This window comes from Salmonella sp. SAL03688, assembly GCF_046551895.1.
Lineage (GTDB): Bacteria > Pseudomonadota > Gammaproteobacteria > Enterobacterales > Enterobacteriaceae > Salmonella > Salmonella enterica.
In genome coordinates this window covers 108,742-133,589 of sequence record NZ_JBGDVI010000001.1, presented here as the reverse complement: position 1 = coordinate 133,589, position 24,848 = coordinate 108,742, and the positions used below count along the sequence as shown (strand labels likewise).

Sequence of the window (24,848 nt, the reverse complement as noted above, 5' to 3'; positions counted from 1 at the left end):
CTCTCTCCGGCCAGGCGAGCCAGTCGTTTTTTTTACTATCCTTTATCTGCGCTTTCCTTAATACAGCCATTTTGACAGGGTTAAATGGAAACACGGCGCGTTCGCTGTTTTCTTAGCCGATTTTCACCTTAGCTTCTCGTCATTACTGCTGTAGCGCGTACGCTTTAATGATAAGATTTGTGCGCAAATTGTTTTGATTCCGTAAGCCCATGAGGGGCATATCAGGTGGCAATGACGTGAGTGGAATACTGACGCACTGGCGACAGTTAGGCAGACGATACTTCTGGCCGCATCTCTTATTAGGGATGGTCGCGGCGAGTTTTGGTTTGCCCGCGCTCAGTAACGCCGCTGAAACCAATACGCCTGCAAGGACGACCGCCAGCACCGCGTCTAAAGTTAACTTTAGCCATCTTGCGCTGTTAGAAGCCTCTAACCGTCGTCCCAATTTCACCGTAGATTACTGGCATCAGCACGCTATTCGCACGGTGATTCGCCACCTTTCTTTTGCAATGGCGCCGCAAACGCTGCCCGCTGCCGACGCGCCGTCGCCATTACAGGCGCATCATATCGCCTTACTGAATACGCTCAGCGCGATGCTCACGCAGGAGGGCACGCCGCCGGCGATTGTTCGCCGCCTCTCCCTGGCGTATTTTGCGCCACAAACCGCATTTAGCATCCCGGCCTGGATAAGTCAGGCGCAGGGTATCCGCGCCGGTCCGCAACGTCTCAGCTAACGAAAAAAGACCCTTTTACTTTATTTGTAGCTCCGCGGCGCGGGGCATTTGAGACTTTATTATGCTAATCAAATTATTAACCAAAGTATTCGGTAGCCGTAACGATCGTACGCTGCGTCGTATGCGTAAGGCCGTCAGCCTTATTAATGCGATGGAACCGGAGATGGAAAAACTCTCCGATGACGAACTGAAAGCGAAAACCAACGAATTTCGCGCCCGTATTGAAAAAGGCGAAAGCGTAGAGAGCCTGATTCCGGAAGCGTTCGCGGTGGTGCGTGAAGCCAGTAAACGCGTCTTTGGGATGCGTCACTTCGACGTTCAGCTATTGGGTGGTATGGTGCTCAACGATCGCTGTATCGCCGAAATGCGTACTGGTGAAGGTAAAACGCTGACCGCAACGCTGCCAGCCTACCTGAACGCGCTGTCCGGCAAAGGCGTTCATGTGGTAACCGTGAACGACTATCTGGCGCAGCGTGACGCCGAAAACAACCGTCCGCTATTCGAATTCCTCGGTATGTCCGTTGGTATCAACCTGCCAGGTATGCCTGCGCCCGCCAAACGTGAAGCTTACGCTGCCGACATCACTTACGGCACTAACAACGAATACGGTTTTGACTACCTGCGCGACAACATGGCGTTCAGCCCGGAAGAGCGCGTGCAGCGTAAACTGCATTATGCGCTGGTGGATGAGGTTGACTCCATCCTGATCGATGAAGCGCGTACGCCGCTGATTATTTCCGGCCCGGCGGAAGATAGCTCGGAAATGTACAAAAAAGTGAACAAAATCATTCCGCACCTGATTCGTCAGGAGAAAGAAGATTCTGACACTTTCCAGGGCGAAGGCCACTTCTCCGTTGATGAGAAAGCGCGCCAGGTTAACCTGACCGAACGCGGTCTGGTGCTGATTGAAGAGCTATTGGTGCAAGAAGGCATTATGGATGAAGGCGAGTCGCTCTACTCGCCTGGCAATATTATGTTGATGCATCACGTCACCGCCGCGCTGCGCGCGCACGCGCTGTTTACCCGTGACGTGGATTACATTGTGAAAGACGGCGAAGTCATCATTGTTGATGAACATACCGGTCGTACCATGCAGGGGCGTCGCTGGTCTGACGGTCTGCACCAGGCGGTAGAAGCGAAAGAAGGCGTTGAAATTCAGAATGAAAACCAGACGCTGGCGTCTATTACCTTCCAGAACTACTTCCGTCTGTATGAAAAGCTGGCCGGTATGACCGGTACGGCGGATACTGAAGCCTTCGAATTTAGTTCTATCTATAAGCTGGACACCGTCGTTGTTCCGACCAACCGTCCGATGATCCGTAAAGATTTGCCGGATCTGGTCTACATGACCGAAGCGGAAAAAATCCAGGCCATTATCGAAGATATTAAAGAGCGTACCGCGAACGGTCAGCCAGTGCTGGTCGGGACGATTTCTATCGAGAAATCTGAAGTGGTCTCCAGAGAGCTGACCAAAGCGGGCATCAAACATAACGTACTGAACGCAAAATTCCACGCCAACGAAGCAGGCATCGTTGCGCAGGCTGGTTATCCAGCGGCGGTCACTATCGCTACCAACATGGCGGGTCGTGGTACCGATATTATGTTGGGCGGTAGCTGGCAGGCGGAAGTCGCTGCGCTGGAAGCGCCGACGGAAGAACAGATTGCGCAGATTAAAGCGGACTGGCAGGTACGCCATGACGCGGTTCTGGCTGCCGGCGGTCTGCATATCATTGGCACCGAGCGCCATGAATCCCGCCGTATCGACAACCAGCTGCGTGGCCGTTCCGGTCGCCAGGGCGATCCGGGTTCTTCCCGTTTCTACCTGTCGATGGAAGATGCGCTGATGCGTATTTTCGCCTCCGATCGTGTCTCCGGTATGATGCGTAAACTGGGGATGAAGCCGGGCGAAGCGATTGAGCACCCGTGGGTGACGAAAGCTATCGCTAACGCGCAGCGTAAAGTAGAAAGCCGTAACTTCGATATTCGTAAGCAACTGCTGGAATATGATGATGTGGCGAACGATCAGCGCCGTGCAATTTATACCCAGCGTAACGAACTGCTGGATGTGTCTGACGTGAGCGACACCATTAACAGCATTCGCGAAGATGTCTTTAAGGCGACTATCGACGCCTACATTCCGCCGCAGTCGCTGGAAGAGATGTGGGATATCCCGGGTTTGCAGGAACGCCTGAAAAACGACTTCGACCTGGAGATGCCGATTGCCGAATGGCTGGATAAAGAGCCGGAGCTGCATGAGGAGACGCTGCGTGAGCGCATCCTGGCGCAGTCCATCGAGGTGTATCAGCGTAAAGAAGAGGTGGTTGGCGCTGAAATGATGCGTCATTTCGAAAAAGGCGTGATGCTGCAAACGCTCGATTCCCTGTGGAAAGAGCACCTGGCGGCGATGGATTACCTGCGTCAGGGTATTCATCTGCGCGGCTATGCGCAAAAAGATCCGAAGCAGGAATACAAGCGCGAATCCTTCGCTATGTTCGCCGCGATGCTGGAATCGCTGAAATATGAAGTGATCAGTACCCTGAGCAAAGTCCAGGTACGTATGCCGGAAGAGGTCGAAGCGATGGAAATGCAGCGTCGCGAAGAGGCGGAGCGCCTGGCGCAGATGCAGCAGCTAAGCCATCAGGATGACGATACCGCCGTGGCTGCCGATCTGGCCGCCCAAACAGGCGAACGTAAGATTGGACGTAACGATCCTTGCCCTTGTGGTTCCGGTAAGAAATACAAACAGTGTCACGGTCGCCTGAGCTAATGCGATAAACTTACCGGCCTGATAAGACATAATGTTGTTGCCATCAGGTCGGTGCTGGCATTATTGCCGAAGGGCGCTACGCTTATTCGGCCTGGCATTGAACACAGATAAAAAGGCGCAGGCGACTGCGCCTTTTTTATGGATGCAACAAGATGAAAAAACTGCAAATCGCGGTTGGGATTATCCGCAACCCGAACGACGAAATTTTTATTACCCGACGCGCCGCTGATGCGCATATGGCGAACAAGCTGGAATTTCCGGGCGGTAAAATTGAAGCCGACGAAACACCAGAGCAGGCGTTGATCCGGGAGCTACAGGAAGAGGTGGGGATTACGCCAACACAGGTGACATTATTCGACACTCTGGAATATCAATTCCCGGATAGACACATTACGCTGTGGTTTTGGCTGGTTGAACGCTGGGAGGGCGAACCGTGGGGGAAAGAAGGACAGCCGGGACGGTGGATCGCGCAGAACGCGTTGAATACGGACGATTTTCCGCCGGCCAATGAACCGATTATTCGTAAATTACGCCAATTTGCGCCTTAGTGGGGGATCGCAACACGATCCCCATCGATCTTATTAGCGATTTAATGTCGACATAATTTCCGGCCAGTAGCGGGGGCCGGCCGCGGCGTCGTGAGGAAAAACCGCCTCAATTGCCGCCAGCTCCTGCGGGCTTAGGGTCAGTGATAACGCGCCGAGGTTTTCATCTACCCTGGCGCAGTGGCGGGTGCCGGGAATGGGAACGATGTGCCTGTTGCGGGCCAGCAGCCAGGCCAGCGCTAATTGTGCGGGGGTACACTCTTTTTCGCGTGCCATTTGTTTTATTGCTTCAGCCAGACGTAAATTGCGCGAGAAGTTCTCACCCATGAACCTGGGATTTGTGCGACGGAAGTCATTCGCAGCAAAATCTTCTGGCGTTTTAATCGTACCGGTCAGAAATCCGCGTCCCAGCGGGCTGTAAGCGACGAATCCTATACCCAACCGTTCACAGGTGGAAAGTGCTGAAATTTCCGCTTCGCGGGACCAAAGCGAATACTCACTTTGCAGCGCGGTAATAGGGTGAACGTGATGGGCGCGTTCCAGCGTTTGCGTTGATGCTTCGGATAGCCCGAGATAACGCACTTTTCCCTCGCGCACCAGGTCCGCCATTGCACCGACAGTCTCTTCTATGGGAACTGATGGATCAACGCGATGTTGATAGTACAGATCGATATGATCGACCCCCAGGCGTTGCAGGCTTTGCTCACAACTACGGCGAACGTACTCCGGTCTGCCATTGACGCCACGCGCCATAGGGTTAGCAGGGTCGAGAACGATACCAAATTTCGTCGCTAAAAATACCCGATCGCGACGATCGGCGATGGCTCTTCCAACTAACCTTTCATTGGTATAAGGGCCATACATATCTGCGGTATCGAGCAGTGTTACCCCCTGATCTAACGCATAATGTAGCGTCTTAATTGAGGTGCTGTCGTCATGAGCGCCGTAAAATGCGCTCATGCCCATACATCCCAGTCCGATGGCTGACACTCGCGGTCCGTTTGCGCCTAATGTACGATATTGCATACTACCTCCATGAGGATATTTTGTGCATGGCAGGCAGTCTATATCTGGCGTATAAGATGAAAAATAGGGGGAATAAGCATGGTTTATGAAGGCTGGCTTAATAATGCGTCATGATGTGATGTCCATATTGCATGCTTTTTGCATGATTGCTGAAAACCATAGCTTCACGCGGGCAGCGGCGCAGTTACATATTTCTACATCGGCGTTAAGTCAGAATATGCGCCAACTGGAGGATGAACTTGGCGTAAAATTGTTGAACCGAACCACCCGGCGTGTCGGTTTGACAGAAGCAGGACATGCCTTTCTTGCCAGTATCAGGCCCGCATTGAACCATATTGATGAGGCGATGGAACATGCCCGCCAGAGCCGCGATATACCCGGAGGGACATTACGCCTGACCGTACCGCGCACGGCGGCTACGCTTTTGTTACAACCTAATCTCGCCGGTTTCATGCGCGATTATCCCGATATTCGGCTGGATATCGACGTGAATGACGGTTTTGTGGATTTAATTAACGAACGCTTTGATGCCGGTATTCGCTTTGGCGATGCGGTACAACTTGATATGAATGTCGTTCCGCTCGGTGATGTTTTACGCCCGGCGATCGTAGCATCCCCTGCATACCTTGCGCGTTTTGGCACGCCGCTGCACCCTCAGGAACTCATCAATCACCGCTGCCTTTGCCATCGTTTTACGCGTGAGAGCGGGCTATATCGGTGGGAGTTTGTTCGTGGAGCGCAACGGCTGGAAATTACGCCGGAAGCCGCGTTAATGGTGAATGATAAAGCGTTGCGTCTCTCCGCCGCGCGTGATGGGGCAGGGCTAACCTATGTTTTTGAACAGGATGTCCATGAAGACTTACAGGATGGGCAGTTGTGTTCCGTACTTGAGGAGTGGCTGCCTGCGGCGGACCGGTTTTATTTGTATTATCCCGGCCGCGCGCATATGGCGCCAAAACTACGCGTATTTATTGATTATTTTTGTCATAAGGCGATATTGCCGTCTCAACAGAGCTATCACCGTTAGCGCTCTTCGCTCCAGTCGTCGCTATCAGACTGGTCGCCGCTGCTGGCGATTCGTTTCTCTTCGGCGGCCCATTCGCCCAAATCAATTAACTGGCAGCGTTTAGAACAAAATGGGCGGAAGGGGCTAATTTCCCCCCAGACGACCGGTTTACCGCAGGTCGGACAGTTTACGACGGTCACGTCAGACATTTTTACTCCTTAGCAACAGGCCAGTTCAAAATCAAGACGCTCCGGCACCAGACCATTTTCACTATCCAGCGGCATAAAGCGAATGGCAAAACGGCTCTTATGGCCGGAAATTTGCGGATAAAGTTGTGAATCGAGCGTCAGCATAAGACGCAGCAAATCGGCGTCGTCCCCGTTATCCTGATAAAAACCGTTCAGGCTGGTTTGCTTACGGAAAGGCGCTGAATTACGGATCAGATCAAGCACCAGCGTCAGCGCCTGGGTGAGGGGATTCAGGCTGGCAAGCCAGCTTTCAATCTGGGCGTCGCGCTGCGCCTGTTGTAGGTGCAACCAGATATGCAGAGTGGGTAAATCGAAACTGCAACAGCCGCCAGGAATACTTAGGCGTTGACGCACAAGGGCAATCAAGCGATCTTCGCGTAGCTGCTGGCCAATCCTCGGGGCGGAGATCAGCACGCTGCCCGCGGATTTTAACTGCTGGCGCAGGGCTTCAATACGGTCTTGATCGACGCCGGGAACCTCAACCCAGGCCTGTAATTTACGCTGCTGGCGCTCCAGTTCTTTCAGCAGTTCGGTACGGACTTCGCCCCGTTCGAACACATCCAGTAGATCGCTGATGTTACGGAAAAAATGCAGTGCGCCAGCATGGTCTGCAATTGGCAGGTTGATGGAGAGCTGTTGGATCAAAAACTCTATGCGCAGCCACGTACGCATCTTCTCATTGAGAGGGTGTTCAAATAGGACCTGGGTGTGCATTACGGTTTTTCCTGTGAGACAAACTGCGACGCGAGCTTAAGATAACTGGCGTGCAGGCGGGCCACATCTGATGCGATAGCATCCGGTGCGCCGTTATTATCAATAACATCGTCCGCCACGGCAAGGCGCGCTTCACGCGTCGCCTGCGCAGCGAGAATGTGTTCAACATGCTCGCGCGTAACATCATCACGCTGCATTGTGCGCATAAGCTGCGTTTCGGGCGTCACGTCAACCACCAGTATGCGGTTGGCTTTTTGATACAGCCTGTTTTCAACCAGCAGAGGCACAACCCATAACACATAGGGCGACGTAGCCTGTTGAAACTGTCGTTGGGTTTCCTGCTGAATTAAGGGATGAAGCAGAGCGTTAAGCCAGGCTTTTTCTTCCGGATGCGAAAAAATACGCTCACGCAGCGCCCGGCGACGTAACGTGCCGTCGGCGGCGATAAGTTCAGAGCCAAAATGTTCCGCTATTGCGTTCAGGGCGGGCTGCCCTGGCTCAACCATCTGGCGCGCGATAATATCCGCGTCGATGACGGTTATTCCGAGGTCAGCGAAGGCATCAGCGACGGTACTTTTACCGCTGCCAATACCGCCGGTTAAGGCTACGGTATACCTCATATCTCCAGCTTCCGGAATTTTAGTTTGATAATCAAAAGGTTAAATTTTAAACATACAAAGACGATGCGCTCTGAGCATTAACCTACTATTCGCCAGGTAAATTTATGGGATTGTAACGTAAAAAAAGAGAATTTCGCAGTCTTGTACGGCCATGATTAGTGCGTATGATAGCGTCACTGGAGTTGTGAGTTTCGATTTTTCGCCATTAACCCCAGGAATCCGCACATGCGTATTGAAGAAGATCTGAAGTTAGGTTTCAAAGACGTTCTTATCCGTCCTAAACGTTCTACCCTCAAAAGCCGTTCCGATGTCGAACTGGAACGTCAATTCACCTTTAAACACTCAGGTCAGACCTGGTCTGGCGTACCGATTATTGCGGCCAATATGGATACCGTCGGGACGTTTGAAATGGCGCAAGCATTGGCCGGGTTTGATATTCTGACTGCTGTACATAAACATTATACCGTTGAAGAGTGGGCAGCTTTTATCAACACGGCTTCGGCTGATGTTCTGAAGCATGTGATGGTTTCCACCGGGACCTCTGATGCTGATTTCGAAAAAACCGTGCAGATTCTGGCGCTGAATCCTGCGCTGAACTTTGTCTGTATTGATGTGGCCAATGGCTATTCAGAACATTTTGTGCAGTTCGTCGCGAAAGCACGTGAAGCATGGCCGACAAAAACAATCTGCGCAGGCAATGTGGTAACGGGCGAGATGTGCGAAGAGCTTATCCTCTCCGGCGCCGATATCGTGAAAGTGGGAATTGGTCCCGGCTCCGTATGCACGACGCGTGTAAAAACTGGCGTTGGTTATCCGCAACTGTCGGCGGTTATCGAATGTGCTGACGCGGCGCATGGCCTGGGCGGCATGATCGTCAGCGATGGCGGCTGCACCATGCCAGGCGACGTAGCAAAAGCCTTCGGCGGCGGCGCGGATTTCGTTATGTTGGGCGGCATGCTGGCGGGTCACGAAGAGAGCGGCGGCAGCGTGGTAGAAGAGAACGGCGAGAAATTTATGCTGTTCTACGGCATGAGTTCGGAATCTGCGATGAACCGTCATGTCGGCGGCGTTGCGAAATACCGCGCGGCAGAAGGTAAAACGGTTAAATTGCCGCTGCGTGGGCCGGTGGGCAATACTGCCCGCGATATCCTGGGCGGTCTACGCTCAGCCTGCACTTATGTCGGCGCGTCTCGCCTGAAAGAGTTGACCAAACGCACCACCTTTATTCGGGTGCAGGAACAAGAAAACCGCATTTTCAATAGCCTCTAATATTCTGGCTGGCGTAAATGTGCGCCAGCCTTATCCCATCCCGCTCATCGCGTCTCCCAGATGAAAAATCGGCAAATACATCGCCACCACCAGCGTACCGATAATTAAGCCGGTGATGATCAATAACGCCGGTTCCAACAGCGACGCCAGATTATCGGCCAGCGCCAGCGTAGTTTCACTGTGGTGACGGGCAAGGTTATGCAGCATGATATCGAGTGAGCCGGACGCTTCGCCCGTTCTGACCAGTTGCAGGCATAGCGGACTAAATTCCTGGGTATTTTTTAGCGCCAACCAGACCGGATTGCCCGCGGCGATCTCCTGATGTACCTGCGTTAAACGCTGTGACCAGTAAGGGCAGCCGAGACTATCGATAGCGCTTTCCAGTCCCTGAAGAAAAGGAATGCCTGCGCTTTGGGTCAATGCCAGTACGGTGAATATTTGCGCTAGTTTCTGGCCTCTTATCAGGCGACCCATAACGGGAAGCCGTAGCAGAAGACGCTGCCGCTGCGCTTGCCAGGACGGCTTTTGTTTTACCCTGCGGTGAGCGATAGCAATGAGCATCGTCAGGAACAAGATGAGCCAACCCCATGCCGACCCCCATTGCGCTATCGCGATAATACCGCGCGTCAGAAGAGGGAGCGGGGTATTGAAGCTACGGTAAATGGCGGCAAATTCCGGCAGGACAAAGTGCAGCATGGCGAAAACGACCAGGGCGGCCATTGTCAGAATAATGGCGGGATAGCGCAGCGCCTTTTTCACGCTAACCGTAATCTGCCGTTGCGCTTTTTGCTGACGGGCCAGTTCAAAGCAGCAGTCGGCCAGTTTGCCGGTCAGTTCTCCGGTGCGGATCATCGTCTGGTAGAGCGGCGGAAATACCTGCGGCCAGGAGACTAATGCGCTGGAAAAAGGGACGCCCTGTTCAAGCTCGTGAGCCAGCGTGCGCAACAGCGCTTGCCATTGTCGGTGGGGATGCTGTTGCGCAAGGAGTTCCAGCCCTTCTGAAAGCGTCAGCCCGGCATGAATGAGCGTGGCCAACTGATGAATAATTTCAGCGCTTTGCTCTTCTTTCCACAGTGCGGCGTTAACGCCTATGCGCTTGATGCGAAGCGGCATAATGCGCTGATGTTGCAGGGTGATGATCAGCGCCAGACGATTGTCCACCCATACAACGTCTTGTTCCAGTTGACCTTTATCGTTAACGCCTTGCCAGCGCCAGAGCTGTTTAACGCTCATGGGGCATTCCCAGAACGCGCAGTATCTCTTCAAAGGACGTCATGCCTTGCTCAACGGCGCGACAGCCATTTTCAAAAAGCGTCCCTGTACCGGTCTGTTGGAGGTGGGCTTCCAGTGCTTGCGCCGATGCGCCGCTCGCAATTAACTGACGTAATGCCGGGGTAACGGTTAACACTTCGAATAACGCGGTTCGGCCATAAAAGCCGTGGTAGCAATGCTGACAGCCGTTTGCCTGCCAGCGCGGTAGCGCGCTGGGCCAAAGATTGGGCGATAGCACTACGGGATCGCTCAGGCGCTGTTTGCAGTGCGGGCAAAGCTTCCTTACCAGGCGTTGCGCTACCACCAGCGTAAGCGCCGATGAGATCATCCAGCGTGCTACGCCCATTTGCTGCAAACGTATCAGGGTTTCACTGGTGGAGTTCGTATGTAGCGTTGAAAGTACCAGATGGCCCGTTTGTGCCGCCTTAATGGCGATTTCTGCGGTGTCGCCGTCACGAATTTCACCTACCATGATGATGTCAGGGTCCTGGCGTAATAGCGCACGCAGCACATTTTGAAAGGTGAGCCCGGCGCGGGGATGGATCTGCGTCTGGTTAATCCCATCCAGTGGAATTTCTATCGGATCCTCAACGCTACAGAGGTTGATACCCGGCGTATTCCGGGTTTGTAGCGCGCTGTATAGCGTGACCGTTTTTCCGCTACCGGTGGGGCCAGTCACCAGTACCAGCCCCTGAGGTTGCTGTAGGGCTTGTCTAAAAGCGGTAAGTTGTGCCCCGTACATGCCCAGCGTGTCCAGATCCAGCGTTTGTTCAACCTGATGCAACAACCGTAAGACGACTTTTTCGCCTTCTTTACAGGGAAGCGTGGCGATACGAAAAGAGATGCTGTCTCCCGACAGGTCAACGGTAAATTGCCCGTCCTGCGGCAGCCGATGTTCAGCGATGTCCAAATTTCCCAGGACTTTCAATCTGGCCGTCAGCGCAAGCCCCGTCTCTTTGGCGATGTCCTGCAGAATATGAAGAACGCCGTCGATGCGGAGTCTTATTCGGTAGCGGCTGGCGCCTGGTTCGAGATGGATATCAGAGGCGCGTTTCGCCATCGCCGAGCGTAATGTCTGATTGAGAAGCTGGGCCGCGGTTTCTCCGCCTTTCGCGGCGTTTGCCGAGGGTGGCTGATCCGGCTTATGCCGATGATTTTCCATTTGCTGGCGAGTCCAGCACACAATATCAATCTGTTTTTGCGTAGCGAAATGCAGAGCGTCCAGTAACGCATGAGAGGGCGCGTCGACCACCGCAACAGTGATACTGTTGCTGGCGCTATTGATCAGTACAGCCTGATGACGTTGACACAAGGTGTTGAGCTGAGCGTCTTTCATCTTGTCTCCTTAGTTGGCGTCAAAACGGAAGACATCTTCACAAGCCTGTTGTAACGCGCTGTCGCTTTGAATATTGCAGTTACGCGTCCAGCCGGTAATGCCGTTAGCATTGTCCCAGGCGGGCGTCATGATGACGCTAAGCCCGCTCAGACTCTCCTGGCCGGTAAGCGTGATGACGCCTTTTTCCACGCTCATGCCCGAAACATAACGGGTGATGACGGGCGAGGGGATACCGTTGACGCCCGCATCGCATGTGTTCGTCCCACCATGTTCCAGAGCGCAGAGTTCGACGGCGGTACGGTAGGGGACAAACGTTTGCAACATATCCGTCAGCGCCGCTTTACGCAGATAGTTCTGGTAAGCCGGAATGCCAATGGCGCTTAAAATGGCGATGATGCCAATAACGACCATCAGTTCGATAAGCGTGAAACCGCGTTGTTTTTCCATTGTTCGCTCCTTGAGTTAGCTGGCGCTACTGTGGCAAACGAGGAAAGAGCAGGCGAGCGGCAAAAGATAAAACGGGAAGGCGGATTCTGAAGATTTTCGCTGCGTTACATGACACGGCAACGTTATTGCGAGGCGCTACGAATATTTTACCGAATCATGACGCGGATCTACGGACAGGTGATTTATAGACCCGACGGCGCAGCGCCATCGGGTGGAGAGGATCAGCGAAAACGCATGGAGAGATCGAGCGCGCGTACGTGCTTGGTCAGCGCGCCAACGGAGATGAAATCCACCCCGGTTTCAGCAAATTCGCGTAAGGTTTCCGCGGTGACGTTGCCGGATACTTCCAGCCGCGCCTGGCCGTTGACGCGTTTCACCGCCTCGCGCATCTGGTCGGTGTTGAAATTATCCAGCATGATAATATCCGCGCCTGCTTTCAGCGCATCGTCCAGTTCATCCAGATTTTCGACCTCGACTTCTACCGGCACGTCCGGATGTAGCCAGAACGCTTTTTCCACCGCCTGACGAACCGAACCGGAGGCGATGATATGGTTTTCTTTAATCAGGAACGCGTCAGTGAGGCCCAGACGATGATTGGCGCCGCCGCCGCATAAAACCGCATATTTGAGCGCGGTGCGCAGACCCGGCAGCGTTTTACGCGTGTCGAGCAACTGGGTTTGGGTGCCAGCCAGCAGTCCAACGTAGCGGCGTACTTCACTGGCAACGCCGGAAAGGGTCTGGACAAAGTTTAGCGCCGTGCGCTCGCCGGTCAGCAATACGCGAGCGGGGCCGTTTAGTTCAAACACTGTTTGGTTGGCGTGAATGGCGTCGCCGTCATCGACATGCCAGGTGAGGCGCACATCATCGCCCGCCAGTTGGATGAAGACCTCTTCAACCCAGCGCTTGCCGCAGAAAACGCCGTCTTCACGAGTGATCACCGTGGCATGGGCTTGCGTATCTGCCGGCAAAAGTTGCGCGGTGATATCGTTGCCAGCATCGACTTCTCCACCTAAATCTTCACGCAGCGCCTGAGCAACGGCGGCAGGGATATCGAGATTAATGCGTTCCAGTAGCGCGTCACGTCGGTCGTCTGGGTTATAACGGCGAGGCGGCATGATAAAACTCCAAATTGCTAACGAATCATAAGGTAGAAACATGCTACTCTGAAGCAGCTATAAGCACCACTCAAAAGGAGACTCTGCATGTTGCCAGATAAGGGTTGGTTGGTAGAGGCGCGACGCGTCCCTTCTCCGCATTATGATTGCCGTCCGGATGACGAAAAACCGTCCTTGCTGGTGGTGCATAATATTAGCCTGCCCCCCGGCGAGTTTGGCGGTCCGTGGATCGATGCATTATTCACCGGAACGATAGATCCAGACGCCCATCCTTTTTTTGCAGAAATCGCTCATCTTCGTGTTTCGGCCCATTGTCTGATTCGTCGCGACGGTGAAATCGTCCAGTATGTGCCTTTTGATAAGCGTGCGTGGCATGCGGGCGTGTCAAACTATCAGGGGCGGGAACGTTGTAATGATTTCTCCATTGGTATTGAGCTGGAGGGGACGGATACGCTGGCTTATACCGATGCGCAGTATCAGCAGCTAGCCGCCGTGACGCGCACGCTTATCGCTTGCTATCCGGCGATCGCCGACAATATGACCGGACACTGCAACATTGCGCCTGACCGCAAAACGGACCCTGGCCCTGCCTTTGACTGGCCGCGCTTTCGCGCTTTGGTAGCCCTCTCGTCGCACAAGGAGATGACATGACGCTGTTTACGACATTACTGGTGCTGATTGTCGAGCGCCTGTTTAAGCTGGGCGAGCACTGGCAGCTCGATCATCGGCTGGAGGCGCTATTCCGTCGGATTACGCATTTTTCGATGTTGCGCACGATGGGAATGACGGCGATCGCGATGGTGGTGACTTTTCTACTGCTCCAGGCGTTAAAAGGGCTGCTATTTAACGTGCCGACACTGGTGGTGTGGATTCTCCTGGGCGTGCTGTGTATCGGCGCGGGCAAAGTGCGAGTACATTATCACGCCTGGCTGAAAGCGGCGTCCCGTAACGATCCGCATCCTTGCGAGGCGATGGCCAGCGAGCTTACGCTGATTCACGGCGTGCCGCCGGATTGTAATGAGCGTGAATTTTTGCGTGAGCTGCAAAATGCGTTGTTATGGATAAATTTCCGTTTTTACCTCGCACCGCTATTTTGGTTTATCGTTGGCGGTCCGTGGGGGCCGGTAACGCTGGTGGGCTATGCGTTTTTACGGGCCTGGCAGACCTGGCTGGCGCGCTATCAGACGCCGCACCAGCGTTTGCAATCCGGCATTGACGCTATTCTTCATGTGCTGGACTGGATTCCGGTACGTCTGGCGGGCGTAGTGTATGCATTACTGGGGCATGGCGAGAAAGCGTTGCCGGCCTGGTTTGCCTCGCTGGCGGATCTGCATACTTCGCAGTATCAGGTGCTCACACGTCTGGCGCAGTTCTCACTGGCGCGCGAACCGCATACTGACAAAGTAGAAACCCCCAAAGCGGCGGTGTCGATGGCGAAGAAGGCCTCGTTTGTGGTGGTGGTGATTATTGCGTTGCTCACCATTTATGGGGCATTAGTGTAATGTTGTGCCGATGGCGCTAACGCTTATGCGGCCTACAATGGAAAAACCTGTAGGCCCGGTAAGCGCTAGCGCCACCGGGCAGTGCAACGGCTTAGATCGTATCGGCTGGCGGCACGCCAAAATCAGGCATCCCGTTTTCGTCCCAGCGCACCCGTTTCAGACGCGTATGGCGGTTGGGATCGTACAACGGATCGCCTTCAATTTCGGTGTAATTTCTCGCGTGGTACACCAGTACATCTTCACCTTCCGGCGTTTGCGTAAAGCTGTTGTGTCCCGGCCCATACTGGCGATTTTCATAGCTGGTGGTAAAGACCGGGCGCGGTGATTTATGCCAGTTGGCCGGATCGCGCGGATCGTCGTTTACGTTAATCCACAGTAATCCCATACAGTAGTTTTCATCGGTGGCGCTGGCCGAATAGCTGATAAACAGCTTGTCGCCATGCACCACGACGGCCGGACCTTCGTTAACCCAAAAACCCCGACACTCCCAGTCGTACTCTGGCTTACTGAGTCTTACCGGCTCGCCTTTAATCGTCCACGGATTTTCCAGTTCAGCCAGATAAATATTTGAATTACCGGCAATATCCGGCGCTTTTTGCGCCCACAGATACCACTGCTTTCCCTGATGATAAAAAGTGGTGGCATCGAGGGCGAAGGTATCAAACGGTGTTTTAATTTGACCTTTCTCCGTCCACTTGCCGGTGAGTGGGTCGGCATCGGCGCACTCCAGGGCAAACATGCGGTGCTGGAACATTCCCAGCTTATCAAGCGCTTGAGTATGGGTAGCGGCAAAATAGATGTACCACTTGCCGTTGATGCGGTGCATTTCCGGTGCCCAGATGAGCTGGCTCATCGGGCCACTTTCCGGTTTGCGCCAGACGACAACGGGGTCGGCGGCGCGCAACCCTTCCAGCGAATCAGCCCGGCGGATTTCCAGCCTGTCATATTCCGGTACGGAGGCAATAAAGTAGTAATCGCTGCCGTCGCGTAAAATAAACGGATCGGCACGTTGTTCAATAAACGGGTTTGGCCAGTTTGCCATCAGGCTTTCCTTACGCTTTCAGCGGCTTTGAGCTCCTGCAACTCACTCAATTCGCGGTAATTAGTGCGACGTTTTTCCAAATCGTCCTGGATTTTTTTCATCAGTTCACGGTCAACTTTCAGCAGACGTACCACGCCTGCGGTAATCAGATAGCCAACACCGGGGATAACGGTAAACAACAGCATAATACCGTTCATCGCCGAGGCGCTTTGCGCTTTGGCGCTGGCGTCATAACCGTACCAGGAGAGCAAAAAGCCGACCATCGCCCCGGCAATCGCCAGGCCCAGTTTCAGGAAGAACAGATTACCGGAGAAGCTAATACCGGTAATGCGTTTGCCGGTTTTCCATTCGCCGTAATCATCGACGTCCGCCATCAGCGACCAGTGCAACGGGGAAGGGATCTGATGCAGAATATTGAGCAGGAAGTAGAGCGCCACTATCATCACGGTAGCTTTCGGATCAAAGAAATAGAACGCGCAGGAGAAAATCGCCAGCGCGATATTGGTCCAGAAAAATACCTTCAATTTACACCAGCGATCGGTTAAGACTTTTGCCAGCATACTGCCGATCATCATACCGACCACGCCAAGGCTAATAAAAAGCGTAGCGAAATGGGTGCTTTGTCCCATCACCCAGGTGACGTAATACATGGTCGCCGCCATACGGATAAACCCCGGGCAGACGTTACATAAGGTCAATAGCAGAATGCGTACCCACTGATCGTTTTTCCACACGTCTTTGAAATCATTCTTCATATCATCGTGCGTCGGAACGGCAGGGCGAACGCGTTCGCGGACGCTGGCAAAGCAGAACAGAAACATACCCATGCCGATAATCGCCAGCACGGTCATCGCCAACTGATAGCCTTTGGCTTTGTCGCCGCCGCCAAACCAGTCCACCATCGGCAATAGCGTTAACGATAGCAACAGCGTCGCGATGCCGACTAACACGAAGCGATAAGCCTGACAGGCCACGCGCTCTTTTGGATCATTGGTGATCACGCCGCCCAGTGAGCAATAGGGAATATTGATGGCGGTGTAGGTCACAGAAAGCAGAAAATAGGTGACGAAAGCATAGACAACTTTGCTGTTATAGCCCCAGTCCGGCGTCGTGAACATCAGAACGCTGAACAGCGCGTAGGGAAATGCAATCCACAGTAGCCAGGGGCGGAAACGACCATATTTACTTTGGGTACGATCGGCAAGTGCGCCCATCACCGGATCGGTAACGGCATCGATAACGCGTACTGAAAGGAGTAAAACACCGACTAACGCCGGGGCAAGACCAAAAATATCCGTATAAAAATAATTAACAAACAGCATGATAGCGCCAAAAATAATGTTACATCCGGCGTCGCCCATGCCATACCCGATTTTCTCTCTTACCGAAAGTCTGCCCTTATCCATTGAGACTTCTCCCCATCAGATGATGGCGGTAATTATTCGCCTGCGAGCTTTTATTTGCGTAGCAGGATCACGCCGCTGATATGGATAAAATGGTTATACGTGGGAAACTGTGAGGCAGATAACACCCTCCCCGGACGGGGAGGGCGGAAAAGTAATGCCACGATCAGTGGGCTTTCACCGTTTTTGCCGTTTTTTCTTTACACAGGTAGCCGACGCCCAGGATGAGCAGCCATACCGGAATCAGCCACACGGAGATCGCCATACCTGGCGTCATCAGCATAATGATCAATACCGCCGCCATAAACAGCAGGCAGAGAACATTGCCGAACGGATAAAACAGGGCCGGGAAGCGGGTTTTCACGCCCTGCTGCTGTTTCGCGCGACGGAACATCATATGGGCAAGGCTAATCATCGCCCAGTTAATGACCAGCGCGGAGACCACCAGCGCCATCAGCAGTCCGAATGCGGACTCTGGGGCCAGGTAGTTGAGCAGCACGCACAACGCCGTCACGACGGCGGAAACCAAAATGGAGCTCACCGGCACGCCGCGTTTGTCGACGTTCAGCAGCGCTTTCGGCGCATTTCCCTGCTGGGCCAGACCGAACAGCATACGGCTGTTGCAGTAAACGCAGCTGTTATAAACCGATAGCGCGGCGGTGAGAACCACGATATTCAGCGCATTGGCGACAAACGTATCGCCCAGCTCATGGAAGATAAGAACAAACGGGCTGGTATCGGCGGTGACGCGAGTCCATGGCAGCAGCGAAAGCAGAACCGCCAGCGAGCCGATATAAAAAATCAGGATGCGATAGATAACCTGATTGGTGGCTTTGGGGATGCTCTGTTCCGGGTTATCGGCTTCAGCGGCGGTGATCCCTACCAGCTCCAGTCCGCCGAACGAAAACATAATAATGGCCATCATCATCACCAGCCCGGTCCAGCCATGCGGCAGAAAGCCGCCCTGTTCCCACAGGTTGCGCACGGTGGCCTGCGGACCAGCGGTATCGCTGAAGAGTAACCACGCGCCGAACAGAATCATAGCGATGACGGCGATCACTTTAATAATGGCGAACCAAAACTCCATCTCACCGAACACTTTAACGTTGGTCAGGTTGATGGCGTTGATAATCACAAAGAAGGCTGCCGCAGAAGCCCAGGTGGGGATCTCCGGATACCAGAACTGGATATATTTACCCACTGCAGTCAGTTCCGCCATGGCAACTAATACGTACAGCACCCAGTAGTTCCAGCCGGAAGCGAATCCGGCAAAGCCGCCCCAGTATTTATAGGCGAAGTGGCTAAAAGAGCCGGCGACCGGTTCTTCAACCACCATCTCCCCCAGCTGGCGCATAATCAGAAAGGCAATAAAGCCTGCAATCGCATAGCCCAGGATAATTCCTGGCCCCGCCGACTGAATAACGGAGGCGCTTCCCAGGAACAAGCCTGTCCCTATCGCGCCGCCCAATGCGATAAGCTGAATATGGCGGTTTTTCAGGCCGCGCTTGAGCTGCTCGCCGTGCTGCTGACTGTCCATTATAAAACCTCGTGTATCGGGCGCGGTTTATTCATAACGCGCTTATTTTGAACGATGCAGTAGTGCGTGTGTAAGTTTGCAATTCCGCTTTTTGTATTGATTTATTTACAGGCTCGTTTTTTAAAATGTCACTTCAACTCTTTCGTCTTGATCAGAATAATGGTATGTGGCCGCGAATGCACCTGCTTTGTGCAGGGGTGATGACGAGTTGCGTAAAAAGAAAGCACTTGTAAATACCTCCTTTTATTTTCCCTTGCAGAGGTTAATTTGTTTCTATTCATTATTTATGCATATAAATGCATTTAATCTGCTGTTGAATCGGTTCAGATGAGATTTTTTGTCGTTTCAAATACGTTAAATCTACCTCCTGGTGGGTAAATTTAACATTTGTGCACAGTTACAGTTTTGAAACGTGATTTCTGTAAAATTGTTAAAATGTGCCTCCTTTACTGATTTCAATCAAAACCTGTATGGACAGAAGGTGAATACTTTGTTACTTTAGCGTCACAGACATGAAATTGGTAAGACCAATTGACTCCGGGCAAATGGCTTAAGACAGGAAATCATGGCCTACAGCAAAATCCGCCAACCAAAACTCTCCGATGTGATCGAGCAGCAGCTGGAGTTTTTAATCCTTGAGGGAACATTGCGTCCCGGAGAAAAACTCCCACCGGAACGTGAACTGGCAAAACAGTTCGACGTCTCCCGTCCCTCCTTGCGCGAGGCGATTCAACGTCTCGAAGCGAAGGGATTGTTGCTTCGTCGCCAGGGCGGCGGAACCTTCGTGCAGAGCAGCCTGTGGCAGAGCTTTAGCGACCCGCTGGTGGAACTGCTCTCCGATCACCCTGAATCCCAGTTTGACCTGCTCGAAACGCGCCATGCGCTGGAAGGCATTGCGGCTTATTACGCGGCGCTACGCAGCACCGACGAAGATAAAGACCGTATTCGCGAGCTGCACCATGCCATTGAGCTGGCGCAAGAGTCCGGCGATCTGGATGCCGAGTCCGAAGCCGTGCTCCAGTATCAAATCGCCGTCACCGAAGCGGCGCACAACGTGGTATTGCTTCATCTGCTAAGGTGTATGGAGCCGATGCTGGCGCAAAACGTGCGGCAGAACTTCGAATTGCTGTATGCGCGTCGGGAGATGCTGCCGCTGGTGAGTACGCATCGCACCCGTATATTTGAAGCCATTATGGCCGGAAAACCAGAAGAAGCGCGTGAAGCGTCACACCGCCATCTGGCGTTTATCGAAGAGATTATGTTGGACAGAAGCCGTGAGGAGAGCCGTCGTGAACGCGCTTTACGCCGTCTGGAGCAGCGCAAGAATTAGTTTTTTCTGGCAGAACGTTAACCAGAAGATGTTGTGAATAAAGCGCAAAAATGTGCGCGGCAACTAAATGCCAGGCCCATAAGGCTATTTTATTTGCCATTTTGGTCCTGGGCAGTGCTCACAATCCTCACGTACTACGTGTACGTTCCGGTTGTTCCGCGCTGTCCGTGACCAAACTGGCTGCAACAATTACACCTTATGGGCCAGGCAATAAACGCAGAACCTGTCTTATTAAGCTTTCTGACGAAAGTTTAATGGGACAGGTTCCAGATAACTCAACGTATTAGATAGATAAGGAATACCCCCATGTCAGAACGTTTCCCAAATGACGTGGATCCGATCGAAACTCGCGACTGGCTACAGGCGATCGAATCGGTCATCCGTGAAGAAGGTGTTGAGCGCGCTCAGTATCTGATTGACCAACTGCTTTCTGAAGCTCGCAAAGGCGGCGTGAAAGTCGCGGCAGGCGCAGGGGCCAGTAATTACATCAACACTATTGCCGTTGAAGACGAACCGGAATACCCGGGCAATCTGGAGCTGGAACGTCGCATTCGTTCTGCTATCCGCTGGAACGCCATCATGACCGTGCTGCGCGCGTCTAAAAAAGACCTTGAGTTGGGCGGCCACATGGCGTCCTTCCAGTCTTCCGCCACGATCTATGATGTCTGTTTCAACCATTTCTTCCGTGCGCGCAACGAACAGGATGGCGGCGACCTGGTATACTTCCAGGGCCACATCTCTCCGGGCATCTACGCTCGCGCGTTCCTGGAAGGTCGTCTGACCCAGGAACAGATGGATAACTTCCGTCAGGAAGTTCACGGCAATGGCCTCTCTTCCTATCCGCACCCGAAACTGATGCCGGAATTCTGGCAGTTCCCGACCGTCTCTATGGGTCTGGGCCCAATCGGTGCTATCTACCAGGCGAAATTCCTGAAATATCTGGAACACCGTGGCCTGAAAGATACCTCTAAACAGACCGTTTACGCCTTCCTCGGCGACGGCGAGATGGATGAGCCGGAATCCAAAGGCGCTATCACCATCGCCACCCGTGAAAAACTGGACAACCTGGTCTTTGTTATCAACTGTAACCTGCAGCGTCTTGACGGCCCGGTCACCGGTAACGGCAAGATTGTTAACGAACTGGAAGGCATCTTTGCAGGTGCTGGCTGGAACGTTATCAAAGTCATGTGGGGCGGTCGTTGGGATGAGCTGCTGCGTAAAGACACCAGCGGTAAACTGATCCAGCTGATGAACGAAACCGTTGACGGCGACTACCAGACCTTCAAATCCAAAGACGGCGCTTACGTACGTGAGCACTTCTTCGGTAAATACCCGGAAACCGCAGCGCTGGTGGCCGACTGGACCGATGAGCAGATTTGGGCGCTGAACCGTGGTGGTCACGATCCGAAGAAAGTCTACGCGGCACTGAAAAAAGCGCAGGAAACCAAAGGCAAAGCGACCGTAATCCTGGCCCATACCATTAAAGGTTACGGCATGGGTTACACCGCGGAAGGTAAAAACATCGCTCACCAGGTTAAGAAAATGAACATGGACGGCGTGCGTTACGTCCGCGATCGTTTCAACGTGCCGGTTGCCGATGCTGATCTCGAAAAACTGCCGTACATTACCTTCCCGGAAGGTTCTGAAGAACACAAATACCTGCATGAACGCCGTCAGGCGCTGCATGGCTACCTGCCAAGCCGTCAGCCGAACTTCACCGAGAAGTTAGAGCTGCCGACCCTGGAAGATTTCGGCGCGCTGCTGGAAGAGCAAAGTAAAGAGATTTCCACTACGATCGCTTTCGTGCGTGCCCTGAACGTGATGCTGAAGAACAAGTCGATCAAAGATCGTCTGGTTCCGATCATCGCCGACGAAGCGCGTACTTTCGGTATGGAAGGTCTGTTCCGTCAGATTGGTATCTACAGCCCGAACGGCCAGCAGTACACCCCGCAGGACCGTGAGCAGGTTGCTTACTACAAAGAAGACGAGAAAGGCCAGATTCTGCAGGAAGGTATCAACGAGCTGGGCGCAGGCGCATCCTGGCTGGCTGCGGCGACCTCTTACAGCACCAACGATCTGCCGATGATCCCGTTCTACATCTACTACTCTATGTTCGGGTTCCAGCGTATCGGCGACCTGTGCTGGCAGGCTGGCGACCAGCAGGCTCGCGGCTTCCTGATCGGCGGGACTTCCGGTCGTACTACGCTGAACGGCGAAGGTCTGCAGCACGAAGATGGTCACAGCCATATTCAGTCTCTGACTATCCCGAACTGTATCTCTTACGATCCGTCTTACGCATACGAAGTTGCGGTCATCATGCACGATGGTCTGGAGCGTATGTACGGTGAGAAACAAGAGAACGTTTACTACTACATCACCACCCTGAACGAAAACTACCACATGCCGGCCATGCCAGCAGGTGCCGAGGAAGGTATCCGTAAAGGTATCTACAAACTCGAAACCCTTGAAGGTAGCAAAGGTAAAGTTCAGCTGCTGGGCTCCGGTTCTATCCTGCGTCATGTGCGTGAAGCGGCACAGATCCTGGCGAAAGACTACGGCGTAGGTTCTGACGTGTACAGCGTAACCTCCTTCACCGAACTGGCGCGTGATGGTCAGGATTGTGAGCGCTGGAACATGCTGCACCCGCTGGAAACCCCGCGTGTACCGTACATCGCTCAGGTGATGAACGACGCTCCGGCTGTAGCATCTACTGACTATATGAAACTGTTCGCCGAGCAGGTTCGTACTTACGTACCGGCTGACGACTATCGCGTACTGGGTACGGATGGCTTCGGTCGTTCCGACAGCCGTGAGAACCTGCGTCACCACTTCGAAGTTGATGCTTCTTATGTGGTTGTTGCAGCGCTGGGCGAACTGGCTAAACGTGGCGAAATCGACAAGAAAGTGGTAGCGGATGCGATTACCAAATTCAACATCGATGCAGATAAAGTTAACCCGCGTCTGGCGTAAGAGGTAAAAGAATAATGGCTATCGAAATCAAAGTACCGGACATCGGGACAGATGAAGTTGAAATCACCGAGATTCTGGTCAAAGTGGGCGACAAAGTGGAAGCTGAACAGTCGCTGATCACCGTAGAAGGCGACAAAGCCTCTATGGAAGTCCCGTCTCCGCAGGCTGGCGTCGTGAAAGAGATCAAAGTCTCTGTCGGCGACAAAACCGAGACCGGTGCACTTATCATGATTTTCGATTCCGCCGACGGTGCAGCCGACGCTGCACCTGCTAAGGCAGAAGAGAAGAAAGAAGCGGCTCCGGCAGCAGCACCTGCTGCGGCAGCGGCGAAAGACGTTCACGTTCCGGATATCGGCAGTGACGAAGTTGAAGTGACTGAAGTGATGGTGAAAGTGGGCGACACCGTTGAAGCTGAACAGTCGCTGATCACCGTCGAAGGCGACAAGGCCTCTATGGAAGTGCCGGCGCCGTTCGCGGGCACCGTGAAAGAGATCAAAGTGAACACCGGTGATAAAGTGTCTACCGGCTCTCTGATTATGGTCTTCGAAGTGGCGGGTGAAGCGGGCGCAGCAGCACCAGCGAAAGCGGAAGCCGCTCCGGCTGCGGCTGCTCCAGCAGCAGCGACGGGCGTGAAAGACGTTAACGTACCGGATATCGGCGGCGACGAAGTTGAAGTCACCGAAGTGATGGTCAAAGTTGGCGATAAAGTTGCCGCTGAACAGTCGCTGATCACCGTGGAAGGCGACAAGGCCTCTATGGAAGTTCCTGCGCCGTTCGCGGGCACCGTGAAAGAAATCAAAATCAGCACCGGCGATAAAGTGAAAACCGGTTCTCTGATTATGGTCTTCGAAGTAGAAGGCGCAGCGCCTGCGGCCGCTCCGGCTAAACAGGAAGCGGCGGCACCGGCTCCGGCGGCGAAAGCTGAGAAGCCAGCGGCTCCGGCTGCCAAAGCGGAAGGTAAATCTGAGTTCGCTGAAAACGACGCTTACGTTCACGCTACCCCGCTGATTCGCCGCCTGGCGCGCGAGTTTGGCGTCAACCTGGCGAAAGTGAAAGGCACCGGTCGTAAAGGCCGTATTCTGCGCGAAGACGTTCAGGCTTACGTGAAAGACGCAATCAAACGCGCGGAAGCTGCGCCGGCTGCTGCGGGCGGTGGTATCCCGGGTATGCTGCCGTGGCCGAAAGTGGACTTCAGCAAGTTTGGTGAAGTTGAAGAAGTGGAACTGGGCCGTATCCAGAAAATCTCTGGCGCGAACCTGAGCCGTAACTGGGTGATGATCCCGCACGTTACGCACTTCGACAAAACCGATATCACCGATCTGGAAGCGTTCCGTAAACAGCAGAACGCCGAAGCTGAGAAGCGCAAACTGGATGTGAAATACACGCCAGTGGTCTTCATCATGAAAGCGGTTGCCGCTGCTCTGGAACAGATGCCGCGCTTCAACAGCTCTCTGTCCGAAGACGGTCAGCGTCTGACCCTGAAAAAATACATCAACATCGGCGTGGCGGTTGATACCCCGAATGGCCTGGTGGTTCCGGTCTTTAAAGACGTGAATAAGAAGAGCGTGACCGAGCTGTCTCGTGAACTGACCACCATCTCCAAAAAAGCGCGTGATGGTAAGCTGACCGCTGGCGAAATGCAGGGTGGTTGCTTCACTATCTCCAGCATCGGCGGTCTGGGAACTACCCACTTCGCGCCGATTGTTAACGCGCCGGAAGTGGCTATCCTCGGCGTTTCTAAGTCGGCGATGGAACCGGTGTGGAATGGGAAAGAGTTTGTGCCGCGTCTGATGATGCCTATCTCTCTTTCCTTCGACCACCGTGTGATCGATGGTGCTGATGGTGCGCGTTTCATTACCATTATCAACAATATGTTGTCTGACATTCGCCGTCTGGTGATGTAATGAAAAAGCCGGCCCGACGGCCGGCTTTTTTTTGATAATCTCATGGAATTTGTGAGGTTAT

21 protein-coding genes are annotated in these 24,848 nt (G+C 53.5%); 10 read left to right on the top strand and 11 right to left on the bottom strand.

All coding sequences use genetic code 11. The features are described 5' to 3' along the window. Positions 1-236: 236 nt before the first annotated feature. The 3 genes from secM to mutT all read left to right on the top strand — a co-directional run bounded on the left by secM (position 237) and on the right by mutT (position 4,049). Positions 237-734, top strand: coding sequence for a secA translation cis-regulator SecM (gene secM, locus ACLJR2_RS00590; RefSeq protein WP_043991151.1), 498 nt, complete (start codon positions 237-239; stop codon positions 732-734). Positions 735-795: 61 nt separating this feature from the next. After that, complete coding sequence (secA, locus tag ACLJR2_RS00585; RefSeq protein WP_000905757.1) at positions 796-3,501, top strand: preprotein translocase subunit SecA; 2,706 nt, start codon at positions 796-798, stop codon at positions 3,499-3,501. Between the two features lie 152 nt (positions 3,502-3,653). Beyond that, positions 3,654-4,049: an 8-oxo-dGTP diphosphatase MutT gene (mutT, locus tag ACLJR2_RS00580; protein ID WP_000736058.1), complete on the top strand. Its 396-nt coding sequence runs from the start codon at positions 3,654-3,656 to the stop codon at positions 4,047-4,049. Between the two features lie 33 nt (positions 4,050-4,082). On the opposite strand, the gene ACLJR2_RS00575 is transcribed toward mutT, so the two are convergent. Then, the gene (locus tag ACLJR2_RS00575; protein ID WP_001534422.1) at positions 4,083-5,072 is read right to left on the bottom strand and encodes an aldo/keto reductase; all 990 of its coding nucleotides are present in this window, start codon (positions 5,070-5,072) and stop codon (positions 4,083-4,085) included. Positions 5,073-5,157: 85 nt separating this feature from the next. On the opposite strand from ACLJR2_RS00575, the gene ACLJR2_RS00570 reads away from it, so the two are divergent. Further along, a complete protein-coding gene (locus tag ACLJR2_RS00570) occupies positions 5,158-6,099 on the top strand; it encodes a LysR family transcriptional regulator (RefSeq protein WP_015632789.1) in 942 nt (313 codons plus the stop codon). On the opposite strand, the gene yacG is transcribed toward ACLJR2_RS00570, so the two are convergent. From yacG to coaE, 3 genes are read right to left on the bottom strand one after another with little or no spacing between them, the layout of a single operon-like run. Beyond that, the gene (gene yacG, locus ACLJR2_RS00565) at positions 6,096-6,287 is read right to left on the bottom strand and encodes a DNA gyrase inhibitor YacG (RefSeq protein ID WP_001286419.1); all 192 of its coding nucleotides are present in this window, start codon (positions 6,285-6,287) and stop codon (positions 6,096-6,098) included. The genes ACLJR2_RS00570 and yacG overlap by 4 nt on opposite strands. A gap of 9 nt (positions 6,288-6,296) precedes the next feature. Next, entirely contained in the window at positions 6,297-7,040 is a 744-nt protein-coding gene (gene zapD, locus ACLJR2_RS00560; protein ID WP_000557441.1) for a cell division protein ZapD, read from the bottom strand. Further along, entirely contained in the window at positions 7,040-7,660 is a 621-nt protein-coding gene (gene coaE / locus ACLJR2_RS00555) for a dephospho-CoA kinase (protein ID WP_001270911.1), read from the bottom strand. Before coaE ends, zapD begins: the two co-directional genes overlap by 1 nt. A gap of 225 nt (positions 7,661-7,885) precedes the next feature. Between coaE and ACLJR2_RS00550 the strand changes: the two genes are divergently transcribed. Continuing rightward, positions 7,886-8,929: a GMP reductase gene (locus ACLJR2_RS00550; protein ID WP_001217365.1), complete on the top strand. Its 1,044-nt coding sequence runs from the start codon at positions 7,886-7,888 to the stop codon at positions 8,927-8,929. A 30-nt stretch (positions 8,930-8,959) separates the two neighbouring features. On the opposite strand, the gene hofC is transcribed toward ACLJR2_RS00550, so the two are convergent. The 4 genes from hofC to nadC form a co-directional block, all read right to left on the bottom strand. Continuing rightward, complete coding sequence (hofC, locus tag ACLJR2_RS00545; RefSeq protein ID WP_000114105.1) at positions 8,960-10,162, bottom strand: protein transport protein HofC; 1,203 nt, start codon at positions 10,160-10,162, stop codon at positions 8,960-8,962. Continuing rightward, positions 10,152-11,537 carry a type II secretion system protein GspE gene (gene gspE / locus ACLJR2_RS00540; protein ID WP_001534416.1) on the bottom strand — a complete coding sequence of 462 codons (1,386 nt, stop codon included), beginning with the start codon at positions 11,535-11,537 and terminating at the stop codon, positions 10,152-10,154. Before gspE ends, hofC begins: the two co-directional genes overlap by 11 nt. Positions 11,538-11,546: 9 nt before the next feature. Then, a complete protein-coding gene (gene ppdD, locus ACLJR2_RS00535; protein WP_000414982.1) occupies positions 11,547-11,984 on the bottom strand; it encodes a prepilin peptidase-dependent pilin in 438 nt (145 codons plus the stop codon). 221 nt (positions 11,985-12,205) lie between these two features. Next, positions 12,206-13,099, bottom strand: a complete 894-nt coding sequence (gene nadC / locus ACLJR2_RS00530; RefSeq protein ID WP_001135136.1) for a carboxylating nicotinate-nucleotide diphosphorylase — start codon at positions 13,097-13,099, stop codon at positions 12,206-12,208. Positions 13,100-13,186: 87 nt separating this feature from the next. Between nadC and ampD the strand changes: the two genes are divergently transcribed. Continuing rightward, entirely contained in the window at positions 13,187-13,750 is a 564-nt protein-coding gene (gene ampD / locus ACLJR2_RS00525; RefSeq protein ID WP_000936326.1) for a 1,6-anhydro-N-acetylmuramyl-L-alanine amidase AmpD, read from the top strand. Then, positions 13,747-14,601: a beta-lactamase regulator AmpE gene (gene ampE, locus ACLJR2_RS00520; RefSeq protein WP_000172039.1), complete on the top strand. Its 855-nt coding sequence runs from the start codon at positions 13,747-13,749 to the stop codon at positions 14,599-14,601. The genes ampD and ampE overlap by 4 nt, the downstream gene beginning before the upstream one ends. Before the next feature lie 91 nt (positions 14,602-14,692). On the opposite strand, the gene ACLJR2_RS00515 is transcribed toward ampE, so the two are convergent. The 3 genes from ACLJR2_RS00515 to aroP all read right to left on the bottom strand — a co-directional run bounded on the left by ACLJR2_RS00515 (position 14,693) and on the right by aroP (position 18,586). Next, positions 14,693-15,643, bottom strand: a complete 951-nt coding sequence (locus ACLJR2_RS00515) for a family 43 glycosylhydrolase (RefSeq protein ID WP_000024767.1) — start codon at positions 15,641-15,643, stop codon at positions 14,693-14,695. Continuing rightward, the gene (locus ACLJR2_RS00510) at positions 15,643-17,049 is read right to left on the bottom strand and encodes a glycoside-pentoside-hexuronide (GPH):cation symporter (RefSeq protein WP_000357539.1); all 1,407 of its coding nucleotides are present in this window, start codon (positions 17,047-17,049) and stop codon (positions 15,643-15,645) included. The genes ACLJR2_RS00515 and ACLJR2_RS00510 overlap by 1 nt, the downstream gene beginning before the upstream one ends. A 163-nt stretch (positions 17,050-17,212) precedes the next feature. After that, positions 17,213-18,586, bottom strand: a complete 1,374-nt coding sequence (gene aroP / locus ACLJR2_RS00505) for an aromatic amino acid transporter AroP (protein ID WP_000969487.1) — start codon at positions 18,584-18,586, stop codon at positions 17,213-17,215. Positions 18,587-19,148: 562 nt separating this feature from the next. On the opposite strand from aroP, the gene pdhR reads away from it, so the two are divergent. From pdhR to aceF, 3 genes are all read left to right on the top strand, one after another. Further along, complete coding sequence (gene pdhR / locus ACLJR2_RS00500) at positions 19,149-19,913, top strand: pyruvate dehydrogenase complex transcriptional repressor PdhR (protein ID WP_000331771.1); 765 nt, start codon at positions 19,149-19,151, stop codon at positions 19,911-19,913. Positions 19,914-20,219: 306 nt separating this feature from the next. Beyond that, positions 20,220-22,883, top strand: a complete 2,664-nt coding sequence (aceE, locus tag ACLJR2_RS00495; RefSeq protein ID WP_000003843.1) for a pyruvate dehydrogenase (acetyl-transferring), homodimeric type — start codon at positions 20,220-20,222, stop codon at positions 22,881-22,883. A 14-nt stretch (positions 22,884-22,897) separates the two neighbouring features. Next, a complete protein-coding gene (gene aceF, locus ACLJR2_RS00490) occupies positions 22,898-24,787 on the top strand; it encodes a pyruvate dehydrogenase complex dihydrolipoyllysine-residue acetyltransferase (RefSeq protein WP_000963594.1) in 1,890 nt (629 codons plus the stop codon). The last annotated feature ends 61 nt before the right edge of the window (positions 24,788-24,848 follow it).

Coding starts and splice junctions, on each gene's coding strand:
- secA (WP_000905757.1), top strand. CDS start 796: ATGCTAATCAAATTATTAACCAAAGTATTCGGTAGCCGTAACGATCGT.
- mutT (WP_000736058.1), top strand. CDS start 3,654: ATGAAAAAACTGCAAATCGCGGTTGGGATTATCCGCAACCCGAACGAC.
- ACLJR2_RS00575 (WP_001534422.1), bottom strand. CDS start 5,072: ATGCAATATCGTACATTAGGCGCAAACGGACCGCGAGTGTCAGCCATC.
- ACLJR2_RS00570 (WP_015632789.1), top strand. CDS start 5,158: ATGAAGGCTGGCTTAATAATGCGTCATGATGTGATGTCCATATTGCAT.
- yacG (WP_001286419.1), bottom strand. CDS start 6,287: ATGTCTGACGTGACCGTCGTAAACTGTCCGACCTGCGGTAAACCGGTC.
- zapD (WP_000557441.1), bottom strand. CDS start 7,040: ATGCACACCCAGGTCCTATTTGAACACCCTCTCAATGAGAAGATGCGT.
- coaE (WP_001270911.1), bottom strand. CDS start 7,660: ATGAGGTATACCGTAGCCTTAACCGGCGGTATTGGCAGCGGTAAAAGT.
- ACLJR2_RS00550 (WP_001217365.1), top strand. CDS start 7,886: ATGCGTATTGAAGAAGATCTGAAGTTAGGTTTCAAAGACGTTCTTATC.
- hofC (WP_000114105.1), bottom strand. CDS start 10,162: ATGAGCGTTAAACAGCTCTGGCGCTGGCAAGGCGTTAACGATAAAGGT.
- gspE (WP_001534416.1), bottom strand. CDS start 11,537: ATGAAAGACGCTCAGCTCAACACCTTGTGTCAACGTCATCAGGCTGTA.
- ppdD (WP_000414982.1), bottom strand. CDS start 11,984: ATGGAAAAACAACGCGGTTTCACGCTTATCGAACTGATGGTCGTTATT.
- nadC (WP_001135136.1), bottom strand. CDS start 13,099: ATGCCGCCTCGCCGTTATAACCCAGACGACCGACGTGACGCGCTACTG.
- ampD (WP_000936326.1), top strand. CDS start 13,187: ATGTTGCCAGATAAGGGTTGGTTGGTAGAGGCGCGACGCGTCCCTTCT.
- ampE (WP_000172039.1), top strand. CDS start 13,747: ATGACGCTGTTTACGACATTACTGGTGCTGATTGTCGAGCGCCTGTTT.
- ACLJR2_RS00515 (WP_000024767.1), bottom strand. CDS start 15,643: ATGGCAAACTGGCCAAACCCGTTTATTGAACAACGTGCCGATCCGTTT.
- ACLJR2_RS00510 (WP_000357539.1), bottom strand. CDS start 17,049: ATGGATAAGGGCAGACTTTCGGTAAGAGAGAAAATCGGGTATGGCATG.
- pdhR (WP_000331771.1), top strand. CDS start 19,149: ATGGCCTACAGCAAAATCCGCCAACCAAAACTCTCCGATGTGATCGAG.
- aceE (WP_000003843.1), top strand. CDS start 20,220: ATGTCAGAACGTTTCCCAAATGACGTGGATCCGATCGAAACTCGCGAC.
- aceF (WP_000963594.1), top strand. CDS start 22,898: ATGGCTATCGAAATCAAAGTACCGGACATCGGGACAGATGAAGTTGAA.